This window comes from Streptococcus sp. LYSM12 (assembly GCF_004569635.1).
Taxonomy (GTDB): Bacteria; Bacillota; Bacilli; order Lactobacillales; family Streptococcaceae; genus Streptococcus.
Map to the genome: position 1 here is coordinate 30,377 of NZ_SPOZ01000014.1, position 18,355 is coordinate 48,731.

The 18,355-nt window shown below is 40.8% G+C and carries 18 protein-coding genes; 1 reads left to right on the forward strand and 17 read right to left on the reverse strand.

All coding sequences use genetic code 11. From position 1 onward, the window contains the following. Nucleotides 1–302: 302 nt before the first annotated feature. The 10 genes from E4T79_RS05780 to E4T79_RS05825 form a co-directional block, all read right to left on the reverse strand. On the reverse strand, nucleotides 303–1,529 hold the full coding sequence (locus E4T79_RS05780; RefSeq protein WP_135028547.1) for a PTS transporter subunit EIIC: 1,227 nt from the start codon (nucleotides 1,527–1,529) through the stop codon (nucleotides 303–305). A 3-nt stretch (nucleotides 1,530–1,532) separates the two neighbouring features. After that, nucleotides 1,533–1,877: a PTS sugar transporter subunit IIB gene (locus E4T79_RS05785; protein WP_135028549.1), complete on the reverse strand. Its 345-nt coding sequence runs from the start codon at nucleotides 1,875–1,877 to the stop codon at nucleotides 1,533–1,535. A gap of 1 nt (nucleotide 1,878) precedes the next feature. Further along, nucleotides 1,879–2,178, reverse strand: coding sequence for a PTS lactose/cellobiose transporter subunit IIA (locus E4T79_RS05790; RefSeq protein WP_135028551.1), 300 nt, complete (start codon nucleotides 2,176–2,178; stop codon nucleotides 1,879–1,881). Beyond that, complete coding sequence (locus E4T79_RS05795) at nucleotides 2,175–4,193, reverse strand: PTS sugar transporter subunit IIA (RefSeq protein ID WP_135028553.1); 2,019 nt, start codon at nucleotides 4,191–4,193, stop codon at nucleotides 2,175–2,177. Before E4T79_RS05795 ends, E4T79_RS05790 begins: the two co-directional genes overlap by 4 nt. 98 nt (nucleotides 4,194–4,291) lie before the next feature. Next, nucleotides 4,292–4,858 carry a hypothetical protein gene (locus tag E4T79_RS05800; RefSeq protein ID WP_135028556.1) on the reverse strand — a complete coding sequence of 189 codons (567 nt, stop codon included), beginning with the start codon at nucleotides 4,856–4,858 and terminating at the stop codon, nucleotides 4,292–4,294. Between the two features lie 8 nt (nucleotides 4,859–4,866). Then, nucleotides 4,867–5,691: a carbohydrate ABC transporter permease gene (locus E4T79_RS05805; protein ID WP_135028558.1), complete on the reverse strand. Its 825-nt coding sequence runs from the start codon at nucleotides 5,689–5,691 to the stop codon at nucleotides 4,867–4,869. 2 nt (nucleotides 5,692–5,693) lie between these two features. Next, complete coding sequence (locus tag E4T79_RS05810; protein ID WP_135028560.1) at nucleotides 5,694–6,581, reverse strand: sugar ABC transporter permease; 888 nt, start codon at nucleotides 6,579–6,581, stop codon at nucleotides 5,694–5,696. Between the two features lie 715 nt (nucleotides 6,582–7,296). After that, nucleotides 7,297–8,550, reverse strand: coding sequence for an ABC transporter substrate-binding protein (locus tag E4T79_RS05815; RefSeq protein ID WP_135028563.1), 1,254 nt, complete (start codon nucleotides 8,548–8,550; stop codon nucleotides 7,297–7,299). A 19-nt stretch (nucleotides 8,551–8,569) separates the two neighbouring features. Beyond that, nucleotides 8,570–9,334, reverse strand: coding sequence for a sugar phosphate isomerase/epimerase (locus E4T79_RS05820; protein ID WP_135028565.1), 765 nt, complete (start codon nucleotides 9,332–9,334; stop codon nucleotides 8,570–8,572). 6 nt (nucleotides 9,335–9,340) lie between these two features. Continuing rightward, nucleotides 9,341–10,288: an aldo/keto reductase gene (locus E4T79_RS05825; RefSeq protein WP_245168060.1), complete on the reverse strand. Its 948-nt coding sequence runs from the start codon at nucleotides 10,286–10,288 to the stop codon at nucleotides 9,341–9,343. 530 nt (nucleotides 10,289–10,818) lie between these two features. Between E4T79_RS05825 and E4T79_RS05830 the strand changes: the two genes are divergently transcribed. After that, nucleotides 10,819–11,691, forward strand: coding sequence for a metallophosphoesterase family protein (locus E4T79_RS05830; protein WP_228063802.1), 873 nt, complete (start codon nucleotides 10,819–10,821; stop codon nucleotides 11,689–11,691). A 47-nt stretch (nucleotides 11,692–11,738) separates the two neighbouring features. Here the strand turns inward: E4T79_RS05830 and rsmA are convergent, their stop codons facing one another. From rsmA to rnpA, 7 genes are all read right to left on the reverse strand, one after another. Beyond that, on the reverse strand, nucleotides 11,739–12,614 hold the full coding sequence (rsmA, locus tag E4T79_RS05835) for a 16S rRNA (adenine(1518)-N(6)/adenine(1519)-N(6))-dimethyltransferase RsmA (protein ID WP_135028567.1): 876 nt from the start codon (nucleotides 12,612–12,614) through the stop codon (nucleotides 11,739–11,741). Nucleotides 12,615–13,202: 588 nt separating this feature from the next. Next, nucleotides 13,203–13,775, reverse strand: a complete 573-nt coding sequence (gene rnmV / locus E4T79_RS05840; protein WP_135028569.1) for a ribonuclease M5 — start codon at nucleotides 13,773–13,775, stop codon at nucleotides 13,203–13,205. Nucleotide 13,776: 1 nt separating this feature from the next. Next, nucleotides 13,777–14,553 (reverse strand): TatD family hydrolase, encoded by a 777-nt coding sequence (locus E4T79_RS05845; protein ID WP_135028571.1) that lies wholly within the window; start codon nucleotides 14,551–14,553, stop codon nucleotides 13,777–13,779. 634 nt (nucleotides 14,554–15,187) lie between these two features. Beyond that, nucleotides 15,188–15,325, reverse strand: a complete 138-nt coding sequence (gene rpmH, locus E4T79_RS05850) for a 50S ribosomal protein L34 (protein ID WP_018368178.1) — start codon at nucleotides 15,323–15,325, stop codon at nucleotides 15,188–15,190. 706 nt (nucleotides 15,326–16,031) lie between these two features. Continuing rightward, entirely contained in the window at nucleotides 16,032–16,991 is a 960-nt protein-coding gene (jag, locus tag E4T79_RS05860; RefSeq protein WP_135028575.1) for an RNA-binding cell elongation regulator Jag/EloR, read from the reverse strand. Nucleotides 16,992–17,009: 18 nt separating this feature from the next. Next, a complete protein-coding gene (locus E4T79_RS05865) occupies nucleotides 17,010–17,822 on the reverse strand; it encodes a membrane protein insertase YidC (protein WP_135028578.1) in 813 nt (270 codons plus the stop codon). Beyond that, nucleotides 17,806–18,165 carry a ribonuclease P protein component gene (rnpA, locus tag E4T79_RS05870; protein WP_135028580.1) on the reverse strand — a complete coding sequence of 120 codons (360 nt, stop codon included), beginning with the start codon at nucleotides 18,163–18,165 and terminating at the stop codon, nucleotides 17,806–17,808. Before rnpA ends, E4T79_RS05865 begins: the two co-directional genes overlap by 17 nt. Between the last annotated feature and the right edge of the window lie 190 nt (nucleotides 18,166–18,355).

Below are 18,355 nucleotides of genomic sequence, written 5' to 3' on the forward strand. Positions count from 1 at the left end.
AACTACACAATCCCGGAACAAGCACACTGCTATCGTACAAGTGGTTTCCAACTAATCCTCATCAAGCCTCCACCTCTTGCGTCGTTATATAGTCTTGTAAGTTTAGGCAACGAGCTGCTGTACTGAAGTACGGCAAAGCAAGTGAACGAAGTACACGAAATGACTATACTCTGCGAAAATCAACCTTAAACAGCGTTAGCATCCCCTTATTGAACTTTCGTTCTACGTTTTAGTGTCCCTGCTCCGTCAGATTTTGGTATTTTATAGAGGGTAAGATTGACGAAAACTCTCATCTACCTCTTTTAAAAATCTAGCTCTAACTCTGCATAGCGATCCTCTTCTACTTTTTCCTGAACATTCTTTTCATAGGCTTTAAAAAATGGATAATACATCACGGTAGCAAGTAGCAAAACAACAGCAACTAGCACCAAGGAGCGAATATCCAAGGTCGCAAGAAAAGGGGCTAGTGGGAGTGGGAGATCTGCTACAAAAAAGAGGGGCGGATTGACCCAACCTTGTCGGAAAACAAACCATTGAAATACGGCTAAAAGCGGTGTCCCAATAACAAAGGGAATAAACAAATAAGGATTCATCACCACAGGAATACCGAAGATAATTGGCTCTGACACAGACCAAAACATCCCCGAAACCGCTGCTTTCCCTACCTCTTTAATAGTCTTGTTAGAACTGAGCAAGGACAGAATAACCATGGCTCCTGTTAGCCCCGAACCTGTCATGCTGAAAAAATAATCCCACAAGTTCGGCGTAAAGATATGTGCAGGAATTCTCCCTTCCGTAATTGCTACGAGATTTGCTTGAAAATGATTGATTGCAAAAAAGAGCACAAAAGGAGCTAAAACACCGTAGCCATTCATACCAATGTACCAGAGGAGCATCTCAAAAAATACGATGAGAAAGATGACTAGCGGGTGATCCAGCGTCCAATATGCAAGATAAGAAACGATCGAGTAGGACGATAACCACTGCACTACTCCCCACAAGCCACCAAATACTATGACAAGATAGAGCATCTGGCACAAGTAGTCAAGCCCTTTCATCGGTAAGGACAACGAGCGCGAACACAGAAACTGAAAAAACACTCTCTGATAAATATAGGCGATACCTGTACTGATAAGAAGTGAGATAAACGCTATAGGAAGTCCGGTAGAAGCTGACCCACCTGCTCCATTTAATAGAAAGAAGACGATAGCACAGCAGCAATACAATAGGGGTTTTGTGAAATCTTGAGCTACCAAGTAGGCTAGTAAAATCATAAAAATCCATGAAAAATGTTGCGTTATCAGCCCTAATAATTCCGTCGTCACTTGGTCAAGCAACTGGTGATGTATCCAAGAATGATTTACTACTTTAACTGCCGCAAGAGCAGACATGGTCATCATCAAAACATTTAATTGCAAAAAGCATTGCTTTAAACTTTGAAACCAGCTATTTTTTTCAAGCTTAGCAACCACAGGGAGAATCAATCTCTGAAATCGCTCAAGCATACGGTGAAATTGATTTACTAACACTCTTTATCCCTCAGATGAATTGGTCTTTATCAAGTAAATGGCTTCTCTTAAAATATTAGCAGCATTCATGGTTCCGTAATCGGCTGCATCAATCACAGCCACTGGCACATGATAAGGTCGCGCTTTCTCTTCAATTTCTTCTTTTCGGTGACCAATCTGAGGTCCTAATAAAATAACTTGATATGTCTCTAACATCTTCCCATCAATACTACCTGCTGGCACTGCCTCAATCATCACATTCTTGCTTGATAGCTTCTGACTCGCTTCCACGATGGTTTGCATTTTACTGACGAGTATACTGGTAGAGGCTCCCAAATTGCAAGCCAAACAAATTGCTAGTCTTTCCATTTTATTCTCCTTTTTTATAAAACAATATAAATTCTTCGACAACAGTGGACATCAAGATTGTATTCATCAGCGTCCCTTGAGCATGAATCAACAATACATTCACTTGGTTCTCCTCTCCGTTCATCTCTTTCACAATCAACTGGGTTTGCAGATTATGAGCTTCATTCATCAGTTGCTCTGCTTCCTGCCTTTTTTGTTCTGCACTCTCAAAATGGTGTTGTCTAGCTTCCCGCAACGCCTCTATTAGTAGCGAAAAAGCAGTACCTGCTTTTGAAATCAATTCAAAAGAAATTTCGTTCATCGTCTTCCCTCATTTTTTCCTAACAAAGTATTTATTTTTTGGATACATTTCAAGCGATTGCTACTGTCGCGTAGCGTAAATAAGGTTTCCTCCTGTGTAATCCAATGGATAAGACTTTCAATCACCAAATAGGAACTGTGCTTATCCATCGCGACAACGATGATGACTTGTATGGGCATCCCATCTATGGACGGGAAAATGACTGGCTCTTGAAAAACATGCATACTCAGTCCATTTTGCCTCACGCCATCTTCTGCACCAGCATGGATTAACATCACACCGGGAGCAATAACCATGTATAGCCCGAATTGTTCGATATTATAAATCATTTTTCGGATATAGCTTGCTTCAATGCTTCCGTTCTCTAGTAAGCATTCTGAGCTAAGCTGTACAGCTTCCCGCCATTCCAATTTCTCGTGTTCTTGATGATAGACCAGCATCGTCGGATCAAATAGAAAATCAGGCGAAGGAAGCGACGGTTTCTCAACAACATTCGTTGACAAAATGTTGATAATCTTCGCTTCTATCCGATCCATCTGAATATGGTCTCCCAATTCTTCCGCAAGAACCTCCATGATATACGAAAGCTTGGTTACATCACGTGATGGAGCTAAGCGCACTTGTGCTGTCAATAGCTTCTGTATCTGCTGCAGAAAGACATCTGAAAAGGCATTTTCTATATAGATAACTTTTTCTGATTCCACCTCCGGTAATTTAATCGTTGTCATAATATAATCATAATCTTGAATCTGTTTCGGCTGAAATTCGAAGACTGCTATAGTATCAATATAAGCCTCCTCTACAAAGTAGGCAATTCTCCCTTTCAAAATACTTGAAATAGCACGGCCCTCTGCACAAATAATAAGAATCCGCGGGCAGAATGGTTCCACTACTGGGAGTTCATCTAGGCCATTGATATAATAAAGGGTCACCAAGGCAGCTTCTGAAGCAGTCACATATTGAAATATCTGTCCCTTATAAGAACGGAGGGCAGTCAAAATAAGATGAAACAGCTCCGGATACATTTTGACAAAATCTAAATTAACATCTTGTATCGGAGTACCTTGCTTTTGGCGTACAATAAACCGCTGGAGATGCCCAATCAATACTTCTGTCGTATGGCGTGATGTGACCAGTCGCAACGACGAGGTGATTTTCGTCTCAAGATAAACAAGCAGATCTTGTGCCAACTGTAAGTCGTCAGCTTTTTGTTCGTGATTCATCTCTAAACTAGATAAGAACTGGGTCAACTGCTCCATTCTCTCTGATTGAGTCAAATCCGGAAGCTCTTTTTGCACCCTTATCAATTTATAGTTTAGAATCATCATATTCAAAAAGGATGTATCATCCAGCTGATCATCTACTGTTTTAGAATATTCAATCGTTTTTTCTAAGGCTTCAAAGAGTAGATCTAATTCAAAAATATCAAAGAAAACCAGATCACCAACTTTAGAATAGACGGTATCCTTGTAATAAAAACTGTAGATTTCTCGGATATTGATTAATTTTTTTAAGATAGATACAAAGAAAGCAAACCGCTTAAAGCTGTATTCTGGTACACGATATCCCCGTCTCAATACGTAGTCCAGCTGAATCGCTTCTATTGCACACCTTTTCTTCACTTTTTCAAGCAGGTTGACAATGCTAGTTCTGGAAGAACCTAGCACTTTTGTAAAATAATTAATCGGAATATAATCATCTGCAATGAGTAATTTCAATAAAATGAAATATTCCATTTGCTGGGGTGTAAATTTAAACTGCCCCGGCGTCGTATGAGATACAAAAAAAGTAAATTCTTCTAGGATTCTTTCTCGATCTCCAATCAAGATACAGTCCTTCTCCACCTTTAACAAACTTACTTTTCTGGTTCGTAAAAAGCGATTGATTTTCCCTAGGGTATAGCGAATTTGATTATCAGACAAGCCCAATCTTTGGCGAATGTTCGCGATTTTCAGCCCATCTTTTTGTTCCAAAATAAACCGGAGTAGATCAATTTCACGCTGGGTCAATTTCATGGCACTCCTCCTTATACTCAATGAAAATCAACAGAAGACTAGAAAAAGATGACGGTCGCACGGCAAGTTACAAAATAGGCTGCTGATTGTTTAGAGTACTATCGCTCTCTTCTTCCTGATATCACCTGCTCACTTGTCTTATTGAGTAGTTGAAGAAAACTACCTATTACTACCACTAGACACGGCGGATAAATGACCACTGCAACACCTACCACGCACAACAAAGCAAATAATCCTATCCAGCTTGGAACTCCTACGATAAGTCCTTTTACCCCTTGATAGAGAAGCTCCCTAGATGGAGCACAGCCCCTTGCTAATTGCCATATGCCTGTCGTCAGAAGTGAAAAACTAACGATACTCAATACGGTCAGTAAAAAGCTACTCACAATGACAAGAACATTCGGTAAAACTGAAAGAAGCTGCAGGTTCAATAAAAGAATGACTAAGAAAAGATAAACAAGAAACTGTAGCCCGATACAAACTGCAATAACCTTTTTATCTTTCACAACGGTCCACTTACTATCTGATAGAGGAGCTAGGTATACAAACGCAAGCAATAAGCCATACACCCCTCCAATAATCGTCAGTAAACCAAGCACAGCAAGTGCACTCACAATGATGATGTCCATCAATTTTGCTTGCCATTCTACGACTTTTTCTTTCATCGCCTTACCTACTGCTTCACAGCTCCTTCTGTAATCCCTGCAATCAACTGCCTACTAAAGATAACAAATACAACCAACAGCGGAATGGTTGCTAATAGCGTTCCTGTAATAACCAAAGGATAATTGACGGTGTAGAGTCCTTTTAACTGGGTGAGCGCCAACATCAGGGTATACTTTGATTCGTCATTCAAAATAATCAACGGCCACATATAGTCATTCCACGAGCCCATAAAAGAATAGAGAGCTAAGAAAGCCAAGGCTGGTTTCATAATCGGCAGCGCAATTTTAACATACACTTTAAAAGTTGAACATCCATCTAAGGTTGCGGATTCAATAAGACTATCTGGTATTGCATCTGTACAATATTGCTTAATCCAAAAAATCCCAAAGGCGTTGGCCATACCTGGAATAATGAGTGCCTTATACGAACCAACCCAGCCCAACTTATCCATTAGATAGAAAGAGGGTATAATGTTTAGCTGCCCAGGAATCATCATGGTTCCCAATAAAAAGGCAAACAAGAAGTCCTTACCTTTAAAGGTCAATTTTGCAAAGGAGAAGCCCGCCAAGGAATCAAAAAATAAGATAAGCACAGTTGATGTAATCGCAATAAAGAGGGTATTGAGTACCGAATGGAAGAAAGGCGTTTCTTTAAAAACAGTCTCAATATTATGAAATAATTCAGAACCTAGTAGTAGATTTGGTGGAATCTGATAGATTTCCTTGTTCTGCTTACTTCCCATCACCAACATCCAGTAAAATGGGAAAATGGATACAACCACACCAATTCCTAAAAACATTCTCACAAATAATCTAAACGGTGCATTTCCCATGCCTATTCTCCCTTGATACGATAAGTCGTCAGATACCAGTTTACTAATGAGAAGAGTATAATAATGATCACCAAGGCCCATGCAATCGCTGACCCGTAGCCATAATCATTATTCGAAAACGCTGTATTATACAGGTAATAGACAATGGTCATCGCGCCACCCTCTGGTGTCGCCCCTTGCGGTACTAGCACCTGGGCTTCTGAAAATACCTGCAAACCACCAATCGTTGACATCATGACTGTAAACAGAATAATCGGCTTTAATTGGGGAATGGTAATGTGACGAAAAATTTGAAAATGGGTCGCCCCATCCATGATGGCTGCTTCATAATAATCATTTGGAATCTTGGTGATACCGGTCAGGTAGATAATTGTATTGTAGCCCAGATACATCCAAATATTAATCAGCGCGATGACAATTCGAACCCAAAATGTTGAGGCAACCCATTTTATTGGTGACAACCCAATATACTGTAGTAAACTATTTGCCAGACCGTCTAAATTGGAAAAAATCAGACCAAACAAAATGGTTACTGCAACAACAGAGGTGATATTTGGTAAAAAGAAAATGGCCTTTACCAATTCCTTATGTTTCACAAACTTTAGATTGATCATAAATGCTAGTACTAAAGCAATGAGGAGCATCGGAAAGGTTCCAACTGCCCAAATCACCAATGTATTTTTCACAGATAAGTAAAAATCCGCATCATGTATCAATCGGATAAAATTTCCCCATCCAACAAATCTCATTTCTCCCAGACCATCCCATTTATTAAAGGCTAAGATTCCTGCAAAAATAATGGGAAAGAGACCAAAAATTAAAAATAAGATATAAAATGGGGAAATAAAAAGATAAGGAACATACCTGTCAACATCTATTTTCTTACTCATCGTCCTACCTTTCATCTCTTCTCTGAAAGCACAAAACCTGTATTCACCATATATCGTCTTTTCATTTGCTTTTAGTACTAGGCAAGGAGCTGCAGGCTGTACGAGAGTACGGCAAAGCGAGTGAACGAAGTAATATAGCCGTTTCGTTTATTTTTAGTACTAGGCAACGAGTCGCAGGTAGTTGAAATAGTTGATAACTATTTCAAGTGACAGATAAGAAAAGTGTAACTTTTCTCAATGGTACAGCAAGACGAGCTAACAAAGTAATAAAAATATAAACGAAATGACTATAAAAGATAAACGAAAATGACGATAATACTTTTATCCAACACTTACTTTAGGGCATTCATCGTTTTTAAAAAAGTAATTTTCTGACAATGCCCCTCACTTGTAAATACAAGCCCTACATTTTGAGTCTGAACGAACGTCCAGACCCATTACTCAACGTTCGTATTAACATCTCAGTTCTTACCTCAAAGTCTGAGATACTGTTTGAGGTAAGAACTGAGATTTACTGTTGACGCAAATCCGTTCACTCCATTTCCACCCTCAAACTTTCTCAACTGTTGCCACTGTGCGAGGCGAGGTAGTCATCAGACAGCGAGTATCGTCCAATAAATGATGTTAACCCGAACGAGAAATCAGGAAGTGAGAGCACATTCGTTTTTGGTTCCTTGCATGCTTTCTCACTCCCAAAACAAAGCACTATACAGTACTATTTAGACATTTCTTCCACTTTCTTCTTCGCATCATTCCAGGCTTGTTCAGAATCCTTTCCTTGTTCAGCAACAAGAATGAGCTGATTTTCAAAAGCTTCAAAGGCAGCAGATTCACGAGAATCAAACGGAATATACTCTAAAGCATTTGCAGATTCAATAAAATAATGATTATACTGCTCATCACCGAATAGTTCATGCTTCACATTTGCGAACTCATCATCAAAAACTTTTTTATGTGATGGGAAAAGCGCTAATTCTTTATAGTTTACGCGTTGACTTTCTTCGTTGGTGAGGTATTTAACAACATCTGCTGCTTCTTTGGGGTGAGCAGTTGTCTTGATAACTGCAAGATAAGAACCGCCATAGTTTGAAGGCAAGAATGGTGATTTAGCAATTAGCCATTGCTCTGGAGCAGCTCCATTTTCTGCCAAGTCATTGATGCCCCAAGAGGCTCCAACCATACCGCCAAATAAACCTCGTTGAACAGAGTTTGCACCCTCTGCACTATTTCCTTTTGCTCCAAGGGTATAGCCATTTTTTTCTGCCATAACAGCATAATCCCAAGCTTTTTTCAATTCACCGTCTGCGTAGGTCAGATTCCCATCTTTATCGTAGATGTGCTTGGTCATCGCACGATAGCGTTCTTGAAAGAGAGACACAGAAGATTGGAACAAGGGCATGTCCGCTTTTTCTTTCATCTGCTTAGCCGCTTCCATATACTTCTCATCGCTACTCAATCGTTCACTGACTGCCTTATCATCTGTTGGCAAACCGGCTTTTTTAAAGGCTTCGACATTGTAGAAAAGGGCTGTTGGGCCAATGTCAATCGGCATCGCAATCTGAACTGACTTGTCATTGGTAAAGCAGGAATCCCATTTCCACTCCACATACTCCTGAGCCAAATCAGCTGTACCATAATCCAACAAGTTCACAAAACGGTCACTATAGGGAATATAATCTGCAATATTACTATTAATTGCCGTAATATCTGGAGCTGACTTTGAATTAAGACTGGCTTTTAATTTTGTATCAAAATCTCCATTTGCTGGAATTTGCTTGAAATTCAATTCATAGTCAGGAAACGCCTTTTTAGCATTTTCAATAGCTGCCTCACTAATGGCACCATTGTAATAGTTAATCGATAGTGATACCTTATCGCTTGCTGTTGGCGAGCTACTGCTACAAGCACTAAGCAGGGCTCCTCCTAACAATACACCACTCATCAGCATCCATCTTAATCTACTTTTCATATATGTAATCCTTTTCTTTTTATAGTGATACTAAATAATCAAAACTTTTAGCCAAGCTCTGTAGCATTCCAATCTTTGAGTAATCTTGTTCAATACAATAATACTCTACGCCATTTGCTTCTCCCCAGCGAACAATCTCGTCAACACGGACATCGCCACTACCCAACTCTGTCAGGTTATTGTCCATATCTTTTGGATCATACCCTTTTTTATAATCTTTCAGATGTACAATAGGAGCACGATAAGAAAATTTTTTGAACTCTTCCACGGGATCTTTTCCTGCAACAGACATCCAATACGTATCTGGTTCAGCATAAAGTCCCAAACCATACGCTGGAGCAGTAATATAGTCTAAAACCGTTACCCCGTCTATCTGGTTGTTAAAGTCATACTCTGGACAATGAAGGCCGACACGAAAACCAAGCCCTTTTAACTGCTCTTGAACGTGTAGCAACTGTCGCTTGGTCTTGACATAGCCGTCCACATGCTGATCTTCATCATCAATGTATTTATCATAAATTGTTTTGCAGTTAAATAGCAAAGCTTCTTCAATAATTCCATCGATATCATGAAAAAATCGGTCATGCTTGAGGTGCATTCCAGCAATCTCAAAACCGTATCGATCCACTAAGGCCTTGATTTCCTGAGGAGAATGGCCACGCATCCCATCCAACTGCACAGCTTCAAATCCAATTTCCTTTAATGCTTTAAAGGTTTCATCTGGATCCTTAGCCAATTCCTTACGAACCGAATAAAGTTGCACCGCTATTTTCTTTCTCTCCATCAACTTCTACTCTCCTTTCCTTAAAGATTCCATTTCCTCATCTGAAAGGTGAATGTCCAATGCATCAAGCGAATCCTGAAGCTGCCATTCTTCTTCTGGACCAATTGTTGCAAATACTGGAAATGGTTGATGTAATACGTAAGCTAGAGAGATTTGAATCGGTTTTACTCCCTTTTCCTGTGCTAATCGATCGCAGACAGCTAATCGTTTCCAATTCAATTCATTAAAATAAACATCTACAAATTCTTTTAGGGTTGGATCTGCAGCGTCTTCTTTTTTAAAGCGATGACCAAAAAAGCCCTCCGCCTGTGCAGACCAAGCAATCAACGGAAATTGATTGACCTTATGCCACTCCAGCATTTCTTGATCAGCCGTCACTGTATTTTCCCAACGTTGGCAGTTGACAGCAGCCAAGCTTAAATTGGGACTGTTAAAGGTAATCGGATGCAACTGATGTTCCTCACAATAAGCCAGAGCCTCCTTGATGCGGTCCAAGGTCCAGTTAGAAACTCCAAAGGCCTTGATTTTATGCTCATCTACTAGTTGACTGAGCGTCTCCATCAAGGGACCGACAGGATAAGTGGTATCATCTCGATGCAACAATAAAATATCAACATAGTCAGTACCCAGCATTTCTAAACTAGTCGTCAAATCTTGAACAATATCCTCTGGGGTAACTCTCGGCGCATGGGGCGCTTCTCGAACGGGGTGACAACACTTAGTAATAATCGTATAGGCTGAGCGTGGTTGTTCCCTCAGCCATTCACCAATGACAGATTCACTGTCCCTATAATGGCGCGCGGTATCAATAGCTAATCCGCCAGCATTTACATAAGCTCCAAACATCGTATGGACTTTGGGCATGTTGTTTAATTTCAGATAGTCACTCGATCCCAAAATAATCTTTGATAACCGAATCTCTCCACTGCCTACCGTTGTGATTTCGCTTTTCACCAAGAAATCTCCTTTCTATTTTCAGAAAACGCTTCCTTATATGTGTCCAGTCTACCATATACAAAAATGACTTGCAACAAAGCGAATAACAAACTTTTGCAAATTTTAGGTAAAAAAATGTTATTGGTAAGCTTGATTTTTCAGCCAATCTTCGTTATGGTAAAAGCATGGACATTTTTAAAAAATCGTACTCACTTCCCCTCTCCATTCAAGACTATTTAACCACTACGCAGCCCATTATAGTCTTTCAGTTTACTTTTTAGTACTCGGCAAGGAGTTGCAGGCTGTACTGGAGTACGGCAAAGCGAGTGAACGAAGTCATAAAAGATAAACGAAATGACGATAGTTGTTTTTTTCAATATATAGCTTTTAGTACTAGGCAAGGAGCTGCAGGCTGTACGAGAGTACGGCAAAGTAAGTGAACGAAGTAGTAAAAGATAAACGAACTGACGATACCACCTGCATTCTTTCAATCAAATTGCCCCTATCTCTCATGGAGGAATACAGGTTCTAATGAAAGGATATTCCTGATGCTCACCTATCAAAACGACACATTCAATATCTTACAGTTTACCGATATTCATATCGGCGAGGCACCTTTTAACCAAGAAGATCTCCAAACATTTGAACAGATTCGAGCGACCCTTGATACAACATCGGCTGATTTAATTTGTATCACAGGTGATTTGATTTGGTCCGATGGTGTAAAAGACCCCCAACAAGGCTTGATTGCCTTAGCAGAAATCTTTAACCAGTATCCCATCCCACTAGCTATCACCTACGGAAATCATGACTCTGAACAATCCCTATCCCGTCAAGACCTGCATACCTTAGAACAAGAATTATTCCAGCATTTAGCACCGAAGTCTCACGTATTTTTCGATAGCCAGCATAAAGAATGCTTCACTATTGAACTCTATCAAGGTCAAGAATTGAGCAATGTACTGTATTTCATTGATTCTGGAGTAGATGCTTTATTAGACATCGAAAGCTATGACTGGGTGTCCCTAGAGCAAGTAAATTGGTACAAAGAAACAGCCCAGCAATATTTGGAGAAACACCCACATCTGACCCACGACCTCTTATTTTTACATATCCCTCTCCCTGAATTTGAACAAGCTGGCGAGCATATTATCGACGGTCACTATTGGGAAATGAACCCTCGTATTTCAGCCCCTAAATTAAACACCGGACTCTTCAGTCATATCTTGCATCAGCAGCATATCAATGCTATCTTTTGCGGTCATGATCATGATAATAATTTCGAAGGCCTCTTCTTAAACCATCGGTTTATCTATGGAAATGTTTCTGGCTATAATTGCTACGGTGTTTTACCAAGAGGGTATCGCTCCATTACTCTCTCGCCTGATAAGATGAAAACCATGATTCACACCTACTCATAAAAAATACCGAGAAAGGCCTAGCACCTTTCTCGGTATTTTTATTACGTTTACCCTAATCCACCTGCCTTTAAAGCATCACTCAATCGGGCAAAATCCTCCAAAGTCAAGGCCTCACCACGGACAGAGGGTTGGAGGTTTGCTGCTGCTAGCGCTACCTCTAATGTTTCCTTGACATCGTCCGCCTTGCCAAAATAGCTGGTCAGATTATTCCACAAGGTTTTGCGGCGGTGGGTGAAGCTGGCCTTTGCCACCTTAAAGAAGAACTTCTCATCTGTCACTGCTACTGCAGGCTCAGCTCGTCTGGTCATTTTCAAAATAGCACTATCTACATTCGGTGCTGGCACAAAGACCGTCCGTGGCACGATAAAGGCCACTTTAGCTGTCATATAATACTGTACTGCAATCGACAAGCTACCATAAGCCTTGGTATTCGCCTCTGCTGAAATGCGGTCTGCCACTTCACGCTGCATCATCACGACAAATTCACTAAAGGGAATGCCACTCTCAATCAAGTGCATCAAAATGGGTGTCGTGATATAGTAAGGAAGATTGGCTACCACCTTGAGCGGTAGATTAGGATTCTTAAACTGCTTGATATGCTCCTCCAAATTGGTCTTTAAAATATCCTGATTGACCACGGTCACATTATCAACATCTCGAAGCGTATCTGCCAAAATCGGAATCAAACGCTCATCAATCTCAAATGCCATAACCTCCGCTGCCCGCTCCGCCAAAAACTCCGTAAGAGCACCAATTCCAGGACCAATCTCAATCACATTGATTGATGTATCAATCTCCGCTGTATCCACAATCTTCTGTAAAATATTCGTATCTGTCAAAAAATTTTGACCAAACGACTTCTTAAACGTAAAACCATGACGCTCTAAAATCGCGCGCGTCACACTATAATCTGCAATATGCATACCTTTCTCCAACTTTCTTCCATACGAACGCTAACTCTACTTATATATATTCTTTTACTTCAAGAGAATTACTCACAACTGTTATAGTCTTTTTGTTTACTTTTAGTACGAGGCAACGAGCTCAGACTGCTGAGGCTGGGCAAACAGTCCCAACTTTCTCACTTTATGAACCGAATGACGTTGATGCAGTGGTTGATGGCTTCAATGGCTATCCTGCCGTTGAAAGTTGGAAATGAACTGCTGCTCCTTTTTATTTTAAGGGAACAGGCTAAAAATCTCCACTGGAGCTTTTTACTCGTATTTGTTCCTGTTTCACACTCCACATCTGACCTCTACGACTGATGCGAACTCGTTGGCTTCATTTCCAGCCTCCAACAGTCACTGCTCTGACTGTTGGAGCTGTGCGGGGTGGCAGTGAAACAGTCTATTCCCAGACCGTTTCAGTCCCAAGCTAGAATTTAGGAAATAAGGAAAACCCAACTCTTTTTTTGACCTATCGAGTTCTTTCCCACTCCCAGGCGGGAAATAGGGAAACGAAGTTTCCTCAATCTCCGAAGTAATAAAAACTAAACGAAATGATCCTATCGCTCAATGATTGTCCTCATACCCTTTCATGACCTTTTCTACTTCAACCAGCGAAATCCCAAACATCTCAAGACGTTTTAAGAGTTGCTTACCATTCGTATAGCCAATGCGGAGTTGTTCACCAAGATACTCCCTACGTTTGCGGCTATCTGACCCTGCAAGAAAACCAAGGCGAATCAAATCGCTCCTACTGATGTCAAAGCTCGAGCCTTCTTCACTTGCGCCACCTAGCACCTGGGAAAGCGCCTTGTCCAAATCTTCAAAAGAAGCATGCTCAATACCGAGCGACTGACCTTTGTTCTTAGAGCTAGGGGTTGCTTCAGCACGTTTCAAAAAAGCGTGCTTGGCACTCGGAACAGCTGCCATAATCAGCTTCCGAATCCGCTCACCGTTAAAATCCGGATCCGTAAAGACAATCACTCCATGCAAGGCATTCAAACGTTGAATCCGCTCGAGGTCGTCCTCTGAAATCGCAGACCCCCTAGTTTCATAGGTCTCCACCTCGTAAAATCGTCTGAGATTAGCGGTATCATCTCGCCCCTCAACCACAATGATTTCTGATATTTTACGTTTCATCTCAATCACTCAACCCAAATAACTTTTGCGCATTGGCATAGGTTGCACTTGCGACTTCCTCGATAGATAGGCCTCGAAGCGCTGCAATTTTATCTACTACATAGCGAGTATAAGCGGTATGATTCTCACGTCCGCGCTTGGGAACAGGAGCCAAATACGGCGCATCCGTTTCCACCAAAATCTTATCAAGTGGTAAATGAGCCGCCGCTTCTTGAATGTCGACTGCTTTCTTAAAGGTGACCACACCCGAAAATGAAATAGTCATCCCAAGTTCGATAAACTGCTCTGCCATTTTGAGAGAACCTGAATAAGAATGCATAATCCCACCGCGTGGTCCTACGCCCTCTCTCTTGATGATAGCATAGGTATCCTCCAAGGCATCTCGGGTATGGACCACAAAAGGCAGGTCAACTTCCTTTGCAAGTGCAATCTGCCGACAGAATACTTGCTCCTGTATCTCTTTCGGCGCTGTCATCCAGTGGTAATCCAATCCAATCTCACCCAGAGCAATCACCTTGTCATGCTTGAGCTGCCTGCGCAAACGCTGTTCCACTTCATCGTTGTAGGTACCAGCCTCTGTCGGGTGCCAACCAATGGTCGCATAAATCTGCTCATAGCGTTCTGCCAGATCCAAAGCACGTTTAATCGTCGGCTCATCAAAGCCCACCACATTCATAGAAATCACACCCATTTCTGCGGCTGATGCTATCTCCTCCTCAATCCGTCCCTCAAACTCTTTGACATTGAGGTGGGTATGGGTATCAAAAATCTGAATCATCTTTTTCTCCTACATGTTTAAACTATAAAATCAAGGAAGTCGTCCTCCCTCCCCACCTTTATAGCTGGGATAGTTGAACGTATTTATCAACGTTAGGTGAGCAGAAAGCGATTACGTTTCCTTTGCTCTTTACGGGCTTAGTATCTTAGTTTAATTGAACACAGCCTACGAGCTATGTAAAAAAAGAAGCATTTGCTAGACGAAACGTCTTCGAAAAAGGCATTTACTTACATATTAAGGCACCAATCTCATTGGTCGTAAACCTACCTGCTTCGATTGCTGGGTGCTAACGCTAGCCGGGGTCTCAAGTTGGCATTAACGAGTATTCATACTTAAAATAGCGAATTTTTAAACTAATTTTCAAGGGAAAGCGAACATAGTGAGCTAAAAGGCTACTTCCGCCGTAGTGGTATCCCCGGCAATAAATACCTTGTGGCTGAGGGCGGGATTTTCAAAACCTTTAGCTCGAAAATTAGGAATGAAACTCCGTATCCGTCCGCACAACTTGAGGAAGTAGTAAGAAATGCTAATGTTGATTTTAAATGAGTATCAGTACTATCTCACTCCCATTATACCGCTTTTCCCATAAAAAAACCAACAGACTCGAGTTTCTGCTGGCTTTTTTATCATTTTATTATGCCACTGCAAGCACTTTGCGTCCTTTACGACGACGAGCTGCTAACACGCGACGGCCGTTCTTAGTTGACATACGGTTACGGAATCCGTGTTTGCGTGCGCGACGAATTTTACTTGGTTGAAAAGTACGTTTCACGATGAATACCTCCTCATAGATTTTGTATTCGTTTAGCCGGCTAGTTTTGATCAGTTACTAAACATACCTTACTATTCTATCTGATTCTTTCTGCTTTGTCAAGCTATACTCGTCCAGAAACCACGACAAAGGCAGGAAATATCTCTTTTCTCTTTACAGATTAGAGCCATTTTTGAACATGTTTTTCACCTCCCGTATGGCTTCTAACTGACTCGTTTTTCCTCGATAGTAGGCTAAAAATGTTCATTTTACAGGCTATTTTGCTTTTTAGCAGTAGATACTTGTTGTCTTGGAAATAACAGAAAGCATTCGTCTAACAAGTCCGAAATTAAATCATTTGCCAAATACTACAGAAAATTTTTTCAAGAAAAAACCAGAGGATGCGCTCCTCTGGTCTTTTCAAGGCTGATACCTAAGCTCAAGCTCCACTCTCTTGACTGCCCTCTGTTTTAACTTAGAGTCCTCAATTTCGCCAAGCTTTCGATTGAACTACATCAAACCGTTTCAACTCTAAACCCGACCCGACAAGGTTGGGATAAAAATCCCAACCTCAACAGTGCGTAAGATGAATTTATAATGTTTGGATTTTATAGTTATTTAGCTTATCTTTTATTCCTTCGTTCACTCGCTTTGTCGTACTCTAGTACGGCCTGCAGCTCCTTGCCTAGTACTAAAATCAAACGAAAAGACTATATTTTGATGAACACTAATCATTTTTTCCTTCAATATCAACTACCACATAACGATTTGGTTCACTGCCCTCTGAATAACTAGTCAAGCCATCCATTTTTGAAATGATCCGGTGGATAATTTTACGTTCACTGCTAGACATTGGATCTGTATGATAGGCTTCTTGCTCCTCAAGCACTCGCTCAGCAAGTTTTTGAGCATAGCCTTGTAAGACTTCAGCACGATGTTCTACATAATCGTTGACGTTAATAGTCACGTAGAAATTACGCTCGTAACGATTGTAAAGGAAATTTTGAGCTAATAGTTGCAAGGATTTCAAAACCTTTCCATGGTAGCCAATGACGCGTCCAGGTTCATCGGTATCCACTTGAAGATTGATGGTACGGCGATTATGTGTGGTTTCAATCCGTGCCTCCACATCCATATCATCTAAAATATCTTGGATGTAAGCAGATACTTCGGTCACCACCTGATCAATATCATATTGTTGCTCAATCTTAATATCTAAATCATCAAATGATTCTACTTTAGCTCCCCCAACTTCGGTCCCTGCTGTCATATCTTCATCTTTCATAATCTCGATACGACCTGTCTCAGCTAGAATAGTCTTTGCATCTTTCTTATTTTGTAAGATTTTAGCTTTCACCGTATCTTCTAACTGCTGACCAGTTTTTTCAAATTCTTTAACTGCTGCGACAACCTTTCCAAGGTCAATCGTTGCTTCAGAAACACTTTTAACGGGTTCATTGAGACTATTTACTTCATTTGGAACGCCACGCACTGCTTTTTGATTCGCTTTTACAACCGTCGTTTCATCGATGACATCGATATCTACTTGAGCAGGCTTTTTACCAAATCCTAAGAATCCTTTTTTCTCACGTGCAAGCACTGTAATATGCGCTCTCTTACGAGGAATATTTAATTCCAAAAGTCCATTCTGGATTGCTTCTTCTACTGTTGCTCCTACAAACTTCATCTTTTATCTCCTAATATCCTATTTTTTTCTCCGAGCCTTTTTCTGAGCTTTTCGGATCTTTGCCTGACGCTCCCGCTCCGCCTCCATCTTAGCCTCACGCTCCGCAATGATTTTAAAAGGATTGTTCAATGCTAAGATTTGGAAGACTTGATAGGCGTTTGATACAGTCCAGTAGAGGGTAACTCCACTCGCTGCCGAAAGGGCAAACAATAAAATCATAAGCGGCATAGCAAACATCATGACTGTCATCGCACTATTGCGTTCTAGCGCAGCCTTATTGCTCAACCACATGCTCAAGAACGTGAAACCAGTAGCTAGAATAGGCAAGATATAGTAAGGATCTGTATCCCCAAGATTCAACCAAAGGAAATGCCCAACCCGCAAATCTGGTACCCTCGTCAAGGCTTGATAGAGAGCTAGCAAGATTGGCATCTGAATAAAGACTGGCATCATGGATGCAGACATCTTAACATCATTGTCCTTATAGAGCTTACGTGTTGCTTCTGTCAGCAACTGTCTGCTCTCCAAATCTTTTCCTGGATACTGCTCTTGCAAGGAGCGTAATTGAGGTTGCAATTCTTGCATTTTCCGAGATGAGGTCATCTGTAGCTGGAAAAGCGGCAAGAGAAGAGTCCGAACTAAGATAGTAAAGAGAATAATCCCTACTCCCAGTTGTCCATTGATAGACAATAGTTTGATGATACTTGCAAACCAATAAATCAATCGTTCCCAAGCATCTGTCGATTGGCTGGTCACATCTCCCCTACCACAAGCCGTCAGTAAAAGCAAGGATAAGGTGAGCAGACTAGCCCACTTAACTTTCTTTTTCAAAAGGAACACCTTCCTGGTATAATTTAGCTAGTTTTAAAACATGCAGAAGATTTTGCTTAATTTCTTGATAGGACAACTCCTCAACCCCTTTACGGGCAATGACTACAAAATCATCTGTCACTAGATAAGGAGCACACTCCATCAAAACATGCCGAATTTTACGTTTGATTCCATTACGCGTCACTGCATTTCCTAATTTTTTACTGACAGATAAACCTACTCGGAAATGCGTTTGCTCCTTAGCCAATCGATAGATTACAAACTTCCGGTTGGCTATATTTTTGCCCTGTGTAAAAATATCGTTAAAATCACGTTCACGCTTCACACGATACGTTTTCTTCAAAATCTAACTCCATCTTTCAAAATTACTTCCATTATACCATATTTTTCAAAAAAGCCAATAAACTGCCTAGTTATGCAGGTCAATTCCTAACATTTTAGCTTTTGAAGAGCTATCTAAAAACGTATTCCTGTAACAAAACAAGATATACTCTATAAAAGTCAAACGCTGACTAGCACGGAAACTGAACGTG

What these genes read in the sequence shown, in the direction of transcription:
- E4T79_RS05830 (WP_228063802.1), top strand. Translation starts at nt 10,819, where the DNA reads ATGCTCACCTATCAAAACGACACATTCAATATCTTACAGTTTACCGAT.
- E4T79_RS05785 (WP_135028549.1), bottom strand. Translation starts at nt 1,877, where the DNA reads ATGGAAAGACTAGCAATTTGTTTGGCTTGCAATTTGGGAGCCTCTACC.
- E4T79_RS05805 (WP_135028558.1), bottom strand. Translation starts at nt 5,691, where the DNA reads ATGGGAAATGCACCGTTTAGATTATTTGTGAGAATGTTTTTAGGAATT.
- E4T79_RS05800 (WP_135028556.1), bottom strand. Translation starts at nt 4,858, where the DNA reads ATGAAAGAAAAAGTCGTAGAATGGCAAGCAAAATTGATGGACATCATC.
- rsmA (WP_135028567.1), bottom strand. Translation starts at nt 12,614, where the DNA reads ATGCATATTGCAGATTATAGTGTGACGCGCGCGATTTTAGAGCGTCAT.
- rnmV (WP_135028569.1), bottom strand. Translation starts at nt 13,775, where the DNA reads ATGAAACGTAAAATATCAGAAATCATTGTGGTTGAGGGGCGAGATGAT.
- E4T79_RS05795 (WP_135028553.1), bottom strand. Translation starts at nt 4,193, where the DNA reads ATGAAATTGACCCAGCGTGAAATTGATCTACTCCGGTTTATTTTGGAA.
- E4T79_RS05820 (WP_135028565.1), bottom strand. Translation starts at nt 9,334, where the DNA reads ATGGAGAGAAAGAAAATAGCGGTGCAACTTTATTCGGTTCGTAAGGAA.
- E4T79_RS05810 (WP_135028560.1), bottom strand. Translation starts at nt 6,581, where the DNA reads ATGAGTAAGAAAATAGATGTTGACAGGTATGTTCCTTATCTTTTTATT.
- jag (WP_135028575.1), bottom strand. Translation starts at nt 16,991, where the DNA reads ATGAAGTTTGTAGGAGCAACAGTAGAAGAAGCAATCCAGAATGGACTT.
- E4T79_RS05815 (WP_135028563.1), bottom strand. Translation starts at nt 8,550, where the DNA reads ATGAAAAGTAGATTAAGATGGATGCTGATGAGTGGTGTATTGTTAGGA.
- E4T79_RS05845 (WP_135028571.1), bottom strand. Translation starts at nt 14,553, where the DNA reads ATGATTCAGATTTTTGATACCCATACCCACCTCAATGTCAAAGAGTTT.
- E4T79_RS05790 (WP_135028551.1), bottom strand. Translation starts at nt 2,178, where the DNA reads ATGAACGAAATTTCTTTTGAATTGATTTCAAAAGCAGGTACTGCTTTT.